Annotated in this window: 15 protein-coding genes; 5 read left to right on the top strand and 10 right to left on the bottom strand. The window is 67.1% G+C overall.

Features of this window, described 5'->3' with window-relative positions; genetic code table 11:
- Nucleotides 1-190: 190 nt before the first annotated feature.
- A complete protein-coding gene (dinB, locus tag AC07WC_RS00640) occupies nt 191-1273 on the bottom strand; it encodes a DNA polymerase IV (RefSeq protein ID WP_495208343.1) in 1083 nt (360 codons plus the stop codon).
- Between the two features lie 231 nt (nt 1274-1504).
- On the opposite strand from dinB, the gene fabA reads away from it, so the two are divergent.
- Together fabA and fabB are read left to right on the top strand one after the other, a co-directional pair.
- Complete coding sequence (gene fabA / locus AC07WC_RS00635; RefSeq protein ID WP_019185765.1) at nt 1505-2020, top strand: 3-hydroxyacyl-[acyl-carrier-protein] dehydratase FabA; 516 nt, start codon at nt 1505-1507, stop codon at nt 2018-2020.
- Nucleotides 2020-3228: a beta-ketoacyl-ACP synthase I gene (gene fabB / locus AC07WC_RS00630; protein ID WP_019185764.1), complete on the top strand. Its 1209-nt coding sequence runs from the start codon at nt 2020-2022 to the stop codon at nt 3226-3228. The genes fabA and fabB overlap by 1 nt, the downstream gene beginning before the upstream one ends.
- A 77-nt stretch (nt 3229-3305) precedes the next feature.
- Here the strand turns inward: fabB and AC07WC_RS00625 are convergent, their stop codons facing one another.
- From AC07WC_RS00625 to AC07WC_RS00615, 3 genes are read right to left on the bottom strand one after another with little or no spacing between them, the layout of a single operon-like run.
- Complete coding sequence (locus AC07WC_RS00625; RefSeq protein ID WP_495208342.1) at nt 3306-3998, bottom strand: HAD family hydrolase; 693 nt, start codon at nt 3996-3998, stop codon at nt 3306-3308.
- Complete coding sequence (locus tag AC07WC_RS00620) at nt 3995-4699, bottom strand: pseudouridine synthase (protein ID WP_495208341.1); 705 nt, start codon at nt 4697-4699, stop codon at nt 3995-3997. The genes AC07WC_RS00625 and AC07WC_RS00620 overlap by 4 nt, the downstream gene beginning before the upstream one ends.
- Nucleotides 4696-5817, bottom strand: a complete 1122-nt coding sequence (locus AC07WC_RS00615) for a class I SAM-dependent methyltransferase (protein ID WP_495208340.1) — start codon at nt 5815-5817, stop codon at nt 4696-4698. Before AC07WC_RS00615 ends, AC07WC_RS00620 begins: the two co-directional genes overlap by 4 nt.
- A gap of 142 nt (nt 5818-5959) precedes the next feature.
- On the opposite strand from AC07WC_RS00615, the gene AC07WC_RS00610 reads away from it, so the two are divergent.
- Complete coding sequence (locus AC07WC_RS00610) at nt 5960-6223, top strand: hypothetical protein (RefSeq protein WP_495208339.1); 264 nt, start codon at nt 5960-5962, stop codon at nt 6221-6223.
- 30 nt (nt 6224-6253) lie between these two features.
- Here the strand turns inward: AC07WC_RS00610 and AC07WC_RS00605 are convergent, their stop codons facing one another.
- Together AC07WC_RS00605 and AC07WC_RS00600 are read right to left on the bottom strand one after the other, a co-directional pair.
- The gene (locus AC07WC_RS00605) at nt 6254-6544 is read right to left on the bottom strand and encodes a DUF3247 family protein (RefSeq protein WP_495208338.1); all 291 of its coding nucleotides are present in this window, start codon (nt 6542-6544) and stop codon (nt 6254-6256) included.
- An 81-nt stretch (nt 6545-6625) separates the two neighbouring features.
- Nucleotides 6626-8626, bottom strand: coding sequence for a hybrid sensor histidine kinase/response regulator (locus tag AC07WC_RS00600; protein ID WP_495208750.1), 2001 nt, complete (start codon nt 8624-8626; stop codon nt 6626-6628).
- A gap of 219 nt (nt 8627-8845) precedes the next feature.
- Between AC07WC_RS00600 and AC07WC_RS00595 the strand changes: the two genes are divergently transcribed.
- Nucleotides 8846-9418: a DUF3016 domain-containing protein gene (locus tag AC07WC_RS00595; RefSeq protein WP_495208337.1), complete on the top strand. Its 573-nt coding sequence runs from the start codon at nt 8846-8848 to the stop codon at nt 9416-9418.
- 74 nt (nt 9419-9492) lie between these two features.
- Here the strand turns inward: AC07WC_RS00595 and alr are convergent, their stop codons facing one another.
- Both alr and AC07WC_RS00585 read right to left on the bottom strand, forming a co-directional pair.
- Nucleotides 9493-10566, bottom strand: a complete 1074-nt coding sequence (gene alr / locus AC07WC_RS00590; protein ID WP_495208336.1) for an alanine racemase — start codon at nt 10564-10566, stop codon at nt 9493-9495.
- Nucleotides 10545-11855, bottom strand: a complete 1311-nt coding sequence (locus tag AC07WC_RS00585) for a D-amino acid dehydrogenase (protein ID WP_495208335.1) — start codon at nt 11853-11855, stop codon at nt 10545-10547. Before AC07WC_RS00585 ends, alr begins: the two co-directional genes overlap by 22 nt.
- Nucleotides 11856-12004: 149 nt before the next feature.
- Between AC07WC_RS00585 and AC07WC_RS00580 the strand changes: the two genes are divergently transcribed.
- Nucleotides 12005-12484, top strand: coding sequence for an Lrp/AsnC ligand binding domain-containing protein (locus tag AC07WC_RS00580; RefSeq protein ID WP_046272909.1), 480 nt, complete (start codon nt 12005-12007; stop codon nt 12482-12484).
- Between the two features lie 70 nt (nt 12485-12554).
- Here the strand turns inward: AC07WC_RS00580 and AC07WC_RS00575 are convergent, their stop codons facing one another.
- Both AC07WC_RS00575 and AC07WC_RS00570 read right to left on the bottom strand, forming a co-directional pair.
- A complete protein-coding gene (locus AC07WC_RS00575) occupies nt 12555-12722 on the bottom strand; it encodes a lana protein (protein WP_495208334.1) in 168 nt (55 codons plus the stop codon).
- 175 nt (nt 12723-12897) lie between these two features.
- Nucleotides 12898-13320 carry a classical arabinogalactan protein 4 gene (locus AC07WC_RS00570; RefSeq protein WP_495208333.1) on the bottom strand — a complete coding sequence of 141 codons (423 nt, stop codon included), beginning with the start codon at nt 13318-13320 and terminating at the stop codon, nt 12898-12900.
- Nucleotides 13321-13373: the final 53 nt, after the last annotated feature.

The raw sequence follows: 13373 nt of genomic DNA, 5'->3' as shown, positions 1-13373 counted from the left end.
GTGTGTTGCCATGGATGGCAACACACGAGCCTACATGGACGTACTTGCGGCGGGTCCCGATACCCCACCCGCGTCGTCCCAAACCCTCATCACCCGTACACCATCGAATTAGCTGTTGCTGTTGCTGTTGATGTCAACGCTTGAATCGACCAAAAAAACAGCCAAAAAAGCGCACACGAAATCCGGTCAGCTACGTATCACCAAGGTGATCAAACAACCCCGGCTGGCGCATCACCTCCCGCTCCCGGAATCCCCCCAACCCCACCCCCACCAACCGATACCGCGTCTCCAGCGGCAACTCCACCCGCGCCCGCAACCCCAACGCAATATCCCGCAGTTCCTCCATCGACGCCGGCGGCGACTCCGGCGTGAAACTACGCGTGATGATCCGGAACTGCGACGTCTTCAACTTCAACACCACCGTATGCCCCACACGGTCGGTCCTGCGCGTCGCCTGCCACGTCTTCTCCGCCAACTGCACGATCGCCGGCGCCAGATCCTCCAGCAACAGATCCTCCGCGAACGTATCCTCCGACGAAATCGACTGCACCGGTTGATCCGGCTCCACCGGCCGCTCATCGATGCCGCGCGCACGATTGAACAAGCGCCCACCGAACGTCCCGAACCGCGCCTCCAGTTCCTCCAGCGACAGCGAACGCAGATCGCCCACCGTCGCGATGCCCAGCTCGGCCAGCTTCGCCGCCATCACCTTGCCCACGCCCGGCACACGGTTCACCGGGAGCGGCGTCAGGAACTGTTCGATGCGATGCGGCGGCACCACGAACTGCCCATCCGGCTTGCGCCAGTCCGAGGCGATCTTGGCCAGGAACTTGTTCGGCGCGATGCCCGCCGACGCCGTCAGCTGCGTCTCTTCGCGGATCTGCGCGCGGATGATCTGTGCGATCTCCGTCGCCACCGTCAGCCCGCCCTTGTGCTCGGTCACATCCAGGTACGCCTCATCCAGTGACAGCGGCTCCACCAGCTCGGTATGCCGCAGGAAGATCTCGCGCACCTGCCGGGACACTGCCTTGTACCGGACGAAATCCGGCGGCACGAACACCGCATCCGGACACAGCCGCTCCGCGCGCACCGCAGGCATTGTCGAACGCACCCCGAACACGCGCGCCTCGTACGACGCCGCGCACACCACCGAACGCATCCCGCGCCACGCCACCACCACCGGTTTGCCCCGCAACGAAGGATCGTCGCGCTGCTCCACGGACGCGTAAAACGCGTCCATGTCGACGTGAATGATCTTGCGGGGGCGGGACACGGGCGTCGGCACTCGGATGCAGATGAACAAGATTACAGCCACACGCCGCAGTATGGTTGTTGGATAACAACAACATGCGTTTTTGAACCTGAAAACACTACGGCGGCGTACGGTTAAAACGTTTGATTGAATCACTTTTTCTCATGCACTCTTGAGCACTTGCTTCATGCAAGAGCAGTCGACCTGTGGTCGGCTCACCCCGACGACAACTTCTTCAGGATTGCGTTTTCCATGACTCGTCTCAACGCGTTCTCGCGCGACCAGCTGCTGGCCAGCGCCCGCGGTGAACTGTTCGGCCCGGGCAGCGGTCGCCTGCCCAATGATCCGATGCTGATGTTCGATCGCATCACCGATATCCGCGAGGACGGCGGCCCGCACGGCAAAGGCATGGTACGCGCGGAACTGGATATCCGCCCTGACCTGTGGTTCTTCGACTGCCATTTCCTCGGCGACCCGGTCATGCCCGGCTGCCTCGGCCTGGATGCCATGTGGCAGCTGACCGGCTTCTTCCTGACCTGGATCGGTGCGCCCGGCCGTGGCCGCGCCCTGGGTTGCGGTGAAGTGAAATTCACCGGCCAGGTGCTGCCGAACGCCAAGCTGGTCACTTACGAAATCGATATTTCGCGCGTCATCAACCGCAAGCTGGTGATGGCCCAGTCCGACGCCCGCATGCTCGTCGACGGTCGCGAAATCTACGCTGCCAAAGACCTGCGTGTAGGCCTGTTCACTTCCACTGAGAACTTCTGATGCGTCGCGTCGTCATTACCGGAATGGGCATCACCTCGTGCCTGGGCAACGATCTGGACACCGTGTCCTCGGCACTGCGTGAGGGCCGCGCCGGCATCCGCCACCTGCCGGACCACGCCGAAGCCGGCCTGCGCAGCCACGTTGGCGGCAACATCGAGCTGGACCTGGACGCGCAGATCGACCGCAAGGTGAAGCGCTTCATGAGCGATGCCTCGGCCTACGCCTACATCGCCATGCGCGACGCCATCGCCGATGCCGGTCTGGACGAGGCACAGGTCGCCAACCCGCGCACCGGCCTGATCGCCGGCTCCGGCGGCGGCTCCAGCCAGTGGCAGGTGGAATCGGCCGACATCCTGCGCGCGCGTGGCGTGCGCAAGGTCGGCCCGTACATGGTGCCGCGCACGATGTGCTCCACCGTGTCGGCCTGCCTGGCCACCGCGTTCCAGATCAAGGGCCTGAGCTACTCGCTGTCGGCCGCCTGCGCCACCTCCGCCCACTGCATCGGCGCCGCCGCGGACCTGATCCGTCATGGCGCGCAGGACGTGATGTTCGCCGGTGGCGGTGAAGACCTGCATTGGTCGATGAGCGTGATGTTCGATGCGATGGGCGCCCTGTCGACCCGGTTCAACGAGACTCCCGCCTCTGCCTCGCGTCCGTACGACAAGGACCGCGACGGCTTCGTCATCGCCGGTGGCGGCGGCATGCTGGTGCTGGAAGACTATGACCATGCCGTGGCCCGTGGCGCGCGCATCTATGCCGAGCTGGTCGGCTACGGGGTCACCTCCGACGGTGCGGACATGGTCGCCCCGTCCGGTGAGGGCGCGGTGCGCTGCATGAACATGGCGATGGAGCACCTCACCGGCCCGATCGACTACCTCAACACGCACGGCACCTCGACTCCGCTGGGCGATGTCACCGAGCTGAAGGCGGTCCGTGAAGTGTTCGGCGAGACCATCCCGCCGCTGTCGTCGACCAAGGCGCTGTCCGGCCACTCGCTGGGCGCGGCAAGCGTGCACGAAGCGATCTACTGCCTGCTGATGATGCGCGACGGCTTCATCGCCGGGTCGGCCAACATCGGCGAGCTGGATCCGCTGGTGGAAGGCTTCCCGATCGTGCGCGAGACCCAGCCGGCACAGCTCAACACCGTGATGTCCAACAGCTTTGGTTTTGGCGGCACGAACGCGGCGCTGGTCTTCAGCCGGATCTGATTCCCGCGGGGGTGCACATGAAAAAGCCCGGCCATGTGCCGGGCTTTTTCGTGCCGCGCAACCGCCAACGGCAGGCGTCAGCGCGCGCCGGCGGCAGGCAGCAGCGGCACCAGCAACTGCCGCGCATCCAGCAGCGAATCCACGATGCGATGCCCCAGCGCGCGCAGTTCCTCGTCCGGATGCACCAGGTCCGGCACCTGGATCGCGGTCATGCCCGCGCCCACTGCTGCGCGGATGCCCGCCGGCGAATCTTCCAGCGCCAGGCAGCGCGACGGATCCTTGCCCAGCTTCTGTGCCGCCAGCAGGTAGATGTCCGGCGCCGGCTTGGGACGCGACACGTCGCTACTGGTCACCACTACCTCGAAGAACGGCAGCAGGCCGGCGGCGGCCAGTTTGCGCGAAGCACGCGGCTGGCGCGTCGACGTCGCCACTGCACGCGGCACATCGTGATCGCGAAGCAGCTGCAGGATTTCCAGGATCCCCGGGCGCAGCGGCAGACCCTGCTGTGTGCGTGCTTCATAGAGATCATGGCAACGCGCGAACAGCGCGGCAACCTGCTCGGCGTTCACCGTCTGCAGCAGCAGGCGCTCGCAGTCGCGGTCTCCCAGGCCCACCATGCGCAGCCAGAACCCCTCCGGGAACGGCAGCGCCAGTTCCTGCGCGGCCTGCGACCAGCACGCGATCGATACCCGCTCGCTGTCGATCATCAGGCCATCCATGTCGAAGATGACGGCGTCGGGCAGGAACGGCAGCGCGGCGAAGGCAGTCATGGGACGTTGAACAGCGTCTCGAGATCGGCGGCATCGAGCATGCGCCACTCGCCTTCAGGCAGCTCGCCCAGCGACAGCCCGCCGATGCGGCTGCGGTGCAGCGCCTCGACGTGGTTGCCGACCGCCGCGAACATGCGGCGCGCCTGGTGGTAGCGGCCCTCGTGCAGGACCAGCTGCGCCTGGCGCGGACCGTTCACGTGCAGCTCGGCCGGCAGCAAGGGCTTGTCGTCCGATTCCAGCAGCAGCCCACCGCTGGCGAAGCGCGCGGTTTCATCGCCGCGCAGGTCCTCGGCCAGGGTGACCTCGTAGGCTTTGTCCAGGCGCGACTTCGGCGACACGATCCGGTGCAGCAGGGCGCCGTCGTCGGTCATCAACAGCAGGCCGCTGGTGTCGCGGTCCAGGCGTCCCACCGAGGACAGCACCGGCGCGCGGTCGCGGTACCGCGGCGGCAGCAGGTCGTAGATCAACCGGCCCTTGTCCTTGGTCGAACAGGTGTAGCCGCGCGGCTTGTGCAGCATCAGGGTCAGCCCCTGCGGCGGGTCCAGCGGCTCGCCCTCGACCCGGATCGCCTCATGTGCGACCGCGTCGTCGGCGTACAGCACCTCGCCCTCGGCATCGGTGATCAGACCAGCGCGGAACATCCCCTGCACCTGCTTGCGGCTGCCATAGCCCAGGTTGGCCAACAGCTTGACCAGCTTCATGCGCGGCCTCTGCGGCCCCACTTCGGCTCGGTGCTGCGCGGGGCCCGGGCCGGGGTGGCGCTCTTGCTGGCCTTGGTCGCTTCGATCAGCTTGAAGCCATCGCGCTCGGCGGCCACGCGGACCTGGCCGAAGCTTTCGTTGAGGATCTGCTCGTACGGCAGATGGCGGTTGGCCACCAGCCACATCCGGCCGCCCGGGCGCAGCGCCTGCGCGGCCACGGCGATGAAGCGCTGGCCGATGTCGGGACGGTCGGCACGCGACGGCGTGTGGAACGGCGGGTTGGTCACGATGAAGTCGTACTCGCCCTCGATCCCGGCGGTGACGTCCTGCCAGTGGTAGGCCAGCGCGGCCGGCTTGCCGAGCGCGGCGAGGTTCTCGCGGGCCAGGGCCAGCGCGCGGCCTTCGGCCTCGTACAGGTCCAGCGCGGTCACGTTCGGGCAGCGGGCCAGCACTTCGGCGGACAGATACCCGAAGCCGGCGCCCAGGTCGGCGCCACGGCCGGCCAGATCGGCCGGCAGCTGCTCGACCAGCAGCGCCGAGGCCGGATCGATGCGGTCCCAGGCGAAGATGCCCGGGCGGCTCTGGAAGCGGCCGCCCAGGATCGCGCGCGGTGCGTCCAGCGACGCCCAGCGCTGCGCGAGCGTCGCGTCATGCTGGCCGTTGAGGGGCGCGGTCCAGTAGGCGCGGCAGTGATTCTTGGTCAGCTTGCCGCCCAGGCCGGCCAACTGCTGCAGGTCGCCTTCGCCGGAGCGGGCGCCTTCGTTGTTGTGCTGGCAGGCGACCACGATGCCACCCGGGGCGGCCAGGGCCAGCGCACGCGCGAACAGGGCCTTGGCTTCCTCGCGCTGGCGCGGCGGCAGCACCAGTACCGCGGCATAGCGGGTGGGGTCGCTGGCCAGCTGCTGCTCGTCGCGCACGGTCCAGCCACTGGCTTCCAGGGCGTCGGCGAACGGGCGGAAGCTCTGCTCGCAGACCAGCTGGGCCGGCTGGGCATGCTCGCGCAGCGGGGCGCCATCGCGGGCGCGCAGGAACAGCACGGGGCCGGCCGGCCAGGCCAGTGCGCCACTGGCGAATGGCAGGAACAGGGTTTCCAGGGGAGCGTCGTGCTGGGCAGCCATGCGGGGGCACATCTTGAAAAGAGACCGCCATTCTACCGGTTCGCCCCGCCCGGCCCGGATTTGCGTTTATTCAACGTCCTGTTGATGCCCTGACAACATCCAAACCGGCAGGGTGGAGCCTCACTTCCCGTGGAGATGGCTCATGCGTGCATTGTTCGTCGGTGGCGTAGTCGACAACAGCGAGATGGACATGGAGGGCAGCCAGCCACCGGTGCATTACCCCGAAGACACCGGCGGCGGCCATTCGCGCTACCGCCTGCATCAGATCGGCAAGACCTCGGACGGCAACGTGGCCTATGCGGTGTATGGCGCGCCGGACATGGCCGATGAAGAAGTGGCCCGGATCGCCGATGAGCGTGCCTACGCGCGCCGCTTCGAGGCCGAACCGAGCGAGTTCATCCACTGAGCCGGCCGCAGCCTGGCCTGCCCGCCGCGATCATTCGCGGTAGGGCAGCTGCCGGACGGCCGTGATCTGGTCGAGCCAGATCAGGTGCTGCTGGACCGGCGTGTCCAGATCGTCCAGCCGCAGCTGGCCGTTGCTGCCTTCGTTTTCCTCGGCGTCGCGGTACTGCTGCAGCGTCGGTTGCACCGCCACGGTACCCAGCAGGCGGCTGCCATCCTCAAGCGTGAGTTCGACCTGGGTCTGGCCGTGCAGTTGCGGCAGCAGCGCTTCCAGGGCGGCGATGGCCGCTGGGTCAGTGTGGATGCGGGGGGCATAACGGGACATGGCAACTCCTGTGGCGTACCCGCTCAGTGTGCCCGCCGCTGCGTCAACACGTTGCCAACAACCACCGCCAACGCGGCGGTTTCAACGGCCAGCGAGGACGCCACGCACGGCCGCCACCAGCTGGGCGACCGAATACGGCTTGGCCACGTGCTCCTGGAAGCCCGAGGCCAGCGCCCGCTTGCGGTCATCGGCACGCGCCAGCGCAGTGACGGCGACGGCGGGCAACGCCTCGGGCTCGACCCCCATGTTGTCGCGCAGCGTGCGCACCAGCCCATAGCCATCCATCCCCGGCATGCCGATGTCGGTCAGCAGGGCGTCGATGCCGTCGTGGCCGTTCTCGTTGAGCAGCGCCAGCGCTTCGCCGGCAGACGATGCCGTAGTGACGGACGCGCCCTGCTCTTCCAGCAGCCGCCGCAGGTACTCCAGCACTTCCGGCTGGTCTTCCACGGCCAACAGATGCAGGCCCTTGAGCGGATAGGGTTCGATGATCTGCTCGGTGATCGGGCCACTGAACACTTCGCGCAGCGGGCGCCCATCGGCCTGCGGCTGATAGCGCGGCAGGCGCACGTTGAAGCTCGCCCCCTGGCCGTGGCCGTCGCTGCTGGCCGCGACCACGCCGCCATGCAGTTCCACCAGCTGCTGCACGATCGCCAGCCCCAGCCCCAGCCCGCCATGGCGGCGTGTGGTGGTGCCGTCGGCCTGGCGGAACCGGCTGAACAGATGGCGCAGGAACTCCGGCGCGATGCCGTCACCGGAGTCGGTCACGGTGATCGACCAGTGCCCGCCGTCGGCAGCCAGGGTCAGCACCACGCGCCCCTCGGCCGGGGTGAATTTGATGGCGTTGGAGAGCAGGTTCCACAGCACCTGCTGCAGGCGCGTGGCATCACCCAGGACCAGACACGGCTCGTCGGGCATCACCAGTTCCATCGACAGCGCCTTGCCTTCGGCAACCAGCTCCTGTGCGCGCATCGCCTCTTCCAGCTGCGCCCGCAGATCCAGCATTTCCACTTCCAGCTGGACCTTGCCGAGCAGCATGCTGCTCAGGTCCAGCATGTCCGAGATCAGCCGCTTCTGCGCCATCGCGCTGTTGGCGATCACGCCCAGGCCCTTGTACATCGGGCTGGTATTGTCGATGCGCTGCAGCAGCAGCTCGCTCCAGCCCAGGATGGTGGTCAGCGGGGTACGCAGCTCGTGCGAAAGCGTGGCCAGGAACTCATCCTTCAGCCGCGCCATGTTCTCGGCGGCACTGCGCGCGGCACGCTCGGACTGCAGCAGCTCCTCGCGCGCCATTTCGATCTCGCGGCGTTCGGTCACGTCGGGGCTGCTGCCGGCCAGGCCGATGAAACGTCCCATCCGCGAGAAGCGCGGACGCGCGTTCATTTCCAGCCAGCGCCATTGGCCATCGGCGCGGCGGCCGCGCACCAGCGCATGCATGGAACGCTGTGACTTCAGCGCCTCCTGCAGTTCGTAATCGAACACCGAAGCATCGTCGGGATGCACCAGCCCACGCCAGACATCGTCCGGTACGCGCTGCTCGTCACCGCCGAAGAACTCACTGAAGGCACTGTTGACGAAGCGCGAATGACCGCGCTCATCCAGCACCCAGACCGGCATCGGCAGGCCATCGGCCAACGCACTGAAGCGCGCCTCGCTTTCGGCCAGTTCCACTTCGATGTGCTTGCGGTTGGTGATGTCGAAGAACACCACGGCCACCAGGTGCTCGTCCGGCTCGCCGACGCTGACCGCCTCGACCGAATACCACCGGTTCAGCGCGCGTGCTTCCATCTCGAACTGCCGGGCCTGGCCGCTCAGTGCCACCTCGCCATAGGTGCGGTACCAGTCCGTCTCATGGCCCGGCTGCAGGCTTGTCATCCGCTGCCCGCAGACATTGCTCAGCCCGGTGTTGCGCGAAAACGCCTCGTTGACCTCCACGAACCGGTAGTCCACCCCCACGCCGGCGTCATCGAAGATCACCTCGATGATGCAGAACCCCGCATTCAGGCGCTCAAGGACCGTGCGATACAGGGCCGGATCCGGCGATGAAGCCAGGAAAGAGGCGCGTTCCAACGTCGAAGTGGGCAGGCTGGGCAAGGGCTTCAATGAGGCAACTGGCGAAACAGAGGAGGACAGGATCGGCCAACGCGCGTATTCGCAGCGTCAAGCGCCAGGGGGCGCGGGGCAGGCCTGGGTGAATTGGCGCCAACCGCAGAGGCGGAGCATACGCGCGTGCATTGTCCGCCACCCGGATCAGGATCACACTGGGCACCTGATCCCACTTGTGATCGCGACCCAGGAGTTGTCATGAACCGCACATCCCTGATCGCCGGGGCGTTGGCCGGGCTGCTGCTGATCGGCAGTGCTGCCGCTACCGCCGCCCCGCGCACCGTGACCGACCCGCAGGCCCCGCGGGCCCTTGAGGCCGATGGCCCGGTCCAGGTGGCCTGGACGGACCCGGCCCAGTTCACCGAGATCCGCCAGAGCAACAACCGCTTCGAGGCCGAGCGTGGCGACTGGGTGCAGCAGCTGGCGAAGTACGTGCAGACCACGGCCAGCAAAGAGCTGCAGCCCGGCCAGACGCTGGCCGTCACCTTCACCGACATCAAGCGCGCCGGCGACTACGAGCCATGGCATGGCCCGCGCGCCAACGACATCCGGGTGATGCGCGACATCTACCCGCCCCGGGTGTCGCTGACCTATACGCTCAAGGATGCGCAGGGCCAGGTGATCGGCGAGGGGGAGCGCAAGCTGCAGGACACCGGTTACCTGCACAACATCGGCCGGCAGAGCGATACCGACCCGCTGCGCTACGAGAAGCGCCTGCTGGATGACTGGATCCGGCGCGACCTGCGCAACGAGGCCACGGCCAGCACCTGAGCCGCCGGCCCACATGTGAAAGGCGGCGCATCAGCGCCGCCTTTTTTCATGCACGCGGTATCGCCGGTGGCGGCTCAGCCGTCGACGTACTCGCGCACCACCCGCTTCACGCCACACGGCAGTTGATAGGCACTGACACTGCACAGCGGCGCCAGGGCCTCGATGCGCGGCGCATCGCCCCACAGGGTCACGGTGCTGCCGATGCCGGCCTGCGGCAGGTGGGTCAGGTCCACGGTGAGCATGTCCATCGAAACCCGGCCGATCACGATGCCGGGCTGGTCATCAATGCGCACCGGGGTGCCGTTCGGTGCGAACTGCGGGTAGCCGTCGGCATAACCGAGCGCGACCACGCCGACCCGGGTCGGCCGCTGCGCCACGAAGCGCGCGCCATAGCCGACCGGCTCGCCCACCGCGATGTCGCGCACGGCGAAGATCTTCGAGCGCATGCTCATCACCGGGCGCAGGCGCTCGGTCACCAAGGTATGCGCCGGCATCGGGTTGATCCCGTACAGCATCAGGCCCGGCCGCACCCAGTCGCTGCGCACGTCCGGCCAGCCCAGCAGTGCCGGCGAATTGCACAGGCTGGTCTGCCCGGCCAGGCCGTCGATGGTGGCCGCGAAGACGTCGGCCTGCTCGCGGGTGCGCGGGCTGTCCAGTTCGTCGGCGCGCGCCATGTGGGTCATCAGCACCATCGGCCCGACATGGGCCAACGCACTCAGCGCGGCGTGGGCGGCGCGGAACTCGTCCGGCCACAGGCCCAACCGGTGCATGCCGCTGTCCAGCTTCAACCACACGTTGAGCGTGGCGGTGGTCTGGAAGGCAGCGACCGCCTCGACCTGCCACGGCGCACCCACCGCGAACCACAGGTCATGCTCGACGATCAGCGGCAGCTCCGCGGCATCGAAGAACCCTTCCAGCAGCAGGATCGGGCCAGTGATACCGGCCGCGCGCAGTTCCAGCGCTTCTTCGATGCAGGCCACGCCAAAGGCGTCGGCCTCGGCCTGCAGCGCGCGGGCGCAGCGCACCGCACCGTGCCCGTAGGCGTCGGCCTTGATCACGGCAACGGCCTTGCCGCCCCCCAGTTCGCGCGCCAGCCGGTAATTGCTGCGCAGCGCATCCAGATCAATCAACGCACGGGCTGGGCGCATGAACTCGGCTCACGGTGACGGACAGAGGCGGCGTGGTGGGTGTAACGGAAAATATCCAGGCCTTCGGTGCTGATCTGCGGCTGGCGGGCATCCATCAGGTCGGCCAGGTAGCGGCCGGAGCCGCACGCCATGGTCCAGCCCAGGGTGCCGTGGCCGGTATTGAGGAACAGGTTGCGGTACGGCGTGGCACCGACCACCGGGGTGCCGTCCGGCGTGGCCGGGCGCAGGCCGGTCCAGAACTCGGCGCGCGACAGGTCGCCACCGTCCGGGTACAGATCACGCACCACCTTCTCCAGCGTGGCGCGGCGGCGCGGCGAGAGCGACAGGTCGAACCCGCCTACTTCGGCCATGCCACCCACGCGGATGCGGTCGTCGAAACGGGTCACGGCCACCTTGTAGCTTTCATCGAGGATGGTCGAGGTCGGCGCCATCGCCGGATCGGTGATCGGCAGCGTCAGCGAGTAGCCCTTGAGCGGGTACACCGGCAGCTGCATGCCCAGCGGTGCGACCAGCGACGGCGAGTAGCTGCCCAGCGCGACCACGTAGTGATCGGCGGTTTCCAGCTTGCCATCGATGCGCGCACCGGTGATGCGGTCGCCATCGCTCTGCAGGCCGGCGATGTCCTGGTCGAAGCGGAATTCCACCCCGGCATCGACGCACATCTGGGCCAGGCGACGGGTGAACAGCTGGCAGTCGCCGGTCTGGTCGCGCGGCAGGCGCAGCGCACCGACCAGCTTGTCGGCCACGCCGGCCAGCGCCGGTTCGTGGGCGATGATGCCGTCGCGGTCGAGCACCTCATACGGCACGCCGTACTGGGCCAGCACGTCGATGTCCTGCGCGGACGCATCGAGCTGCTGCTGGGTACGGAACAACTGGGTGGTCCCCAGATCGCGGCCTTCGAATTCGATGCCGGTCTCGCGGCGCAGTTCGTTGAGGCAATCGCGGCTGTACTCGGACATGCGCACCATGCGCGCCTTGTTGATCGCATAACGCTCATGCGTGCAGTTGCGCAGCATCTGGGCCAGCCAGCGGTACTGGTGCCAGTCCAGGCCAGGCCGGATCGCCAGCGGGGCATGCTCGGAGAACAGCCACTTGATTGCCTTGAGCGGCACCCCGGGCGCGGCCCACGGCGAGGTGTAGCCGAACGACAGCTGGCCTGCATTGGCGAAGCTGGTTTCCAGCGCCGGACCGGGCTGGCGGTCGACCACCGTGACTTCAAACCCGGCCTGCCGCAGGTACCAGGCACTGGTCGTGCCGATCACACCGCTGCCAAGGACTAGAACGCGCATGACACCTCTCCAACCCGATCATTCCCTGCGCAGAAGCACGCCGGGACCATAATTGAGGAAGTATAGTCAGCCACAACCAATCAATTCGCCTGTTTTTCCAGCCGCAGGCAGGGTATTGTCTCGCCAACATCCTCGAGAGGTTGACGCCGATGGCCACGCGCGCCCGTGAACTGGACAAGATCGACCGCAAGATCCTGCGCATCCTGCAGGCCGAGGGTCGGATTTCCTTCACCGAACTGGGCGAGCGGGTCGGCTTGTCGACCACGCCCTGCACCGAGCGCGTGCGCCGGCTGGAGCGCGACGGCGCGATCACCGGCTACTACGCCAAGCTCGACCCGCATTACCTCAAGGCCAGCCTGCTGGTGTTCGTGGAGATCAGCCTGGCCTACAAATCCGGCGATATCTTCGAGGAATTCCGCCGTGCGGCGCTGAAGCTGCCCAACGTGCTGGAATGCCATCTGGTCTCGGGCGATTTCGATTACCTGCTCAAGGCACGCATCAGCGAGATGGCTTCGTACCGGAAGCTGCTCGGCAGCACCTTGTTGACCTTGCCGCACGTGCGTGAATCCAAGAGCTACATCGTGATGGAAGAGGTCAAGGAAACCCTGACCCTGCCGATTCCGGATTGAGCACGGCCGACGGAAAAGCAGAAAGGCGGCGCGCATGTGCGCACCGCCTTCGTTCATTGCGCCAAGCGCATCAGCGCTGCTGCTTCTGGTCCTGATGCTTCTGGTCCTGCTGCTTGCCGCCCTTCTGATTCTGCTGGTCCCACTGCTGCTGGTTCTGCTGGCCGGGCTTCTGGTTCTGCTGACTGCCCTGCTGCTCCTGCGGTGTCTTGCCGGGACTGCGGTTCTGCTGGTTAGCCATGATTGCACTCTTCTCGAAAAACCTCGGGGGATGCGCTGTGTTGCGGCGCAGGGACAGGGTCCCGCCGATCCGGTTAATCACAGGAGAAAAAACAGTGAGCCGCTGCGTTGACGGTGATGACTGCGGGTGGCGTGATGTAAACCATTCATTTTTCCGCCACCCCGCACCGTATCGCTCAAGGCTTGATCTGCTGTCCATCCCCACTGGGAATGGCGTCGTAGTAGCGCCCGGTGCGGGTATCGAGCACGCGGTTCGGGCCGACCTGCTTCACGCCCGGAATGATCCGGCCGTGGCGGTCGTAGACCTTGCTCTGCACCGCAGGACCCCGCATCGGCGCGGGCTGCGAGGGGCCTTTGCTCTGGATCGGGTGCGTGCGCAGCTGCTGCTGGGTCTGCGAGGACGACTTCACCGGCGCCATCTCGCCCGACAGACTGTCGGCCGGGGCCGGCTGCACGGGGATCGGCAGCGGCGCGGGCGCGGGCGACGGGGTCACCACCGGGCGGGTCGCCGTGGGGCTGGGCGGCGGGCCGATCTGCGCGGCCGCGGTCAACGGCAGCAGTACCAGCAGCACGGCGGCATGGCGGCGTAGGCGGTACATCGTGGTCTCCCGGCAGCGTCCAGGCCTTCACCATGCACCCGCACGGGTATCAG

The sequence above is a fragment of the Stenotrophomonas sp. GW821-FHT01H02A genome, from assembly GCF_059422145.1.
The sequence above is the reverse complement of the archived record's forward strand: the minus strand, read 5'-3'. Positions and strand labels throughout refer to the sequence as shown.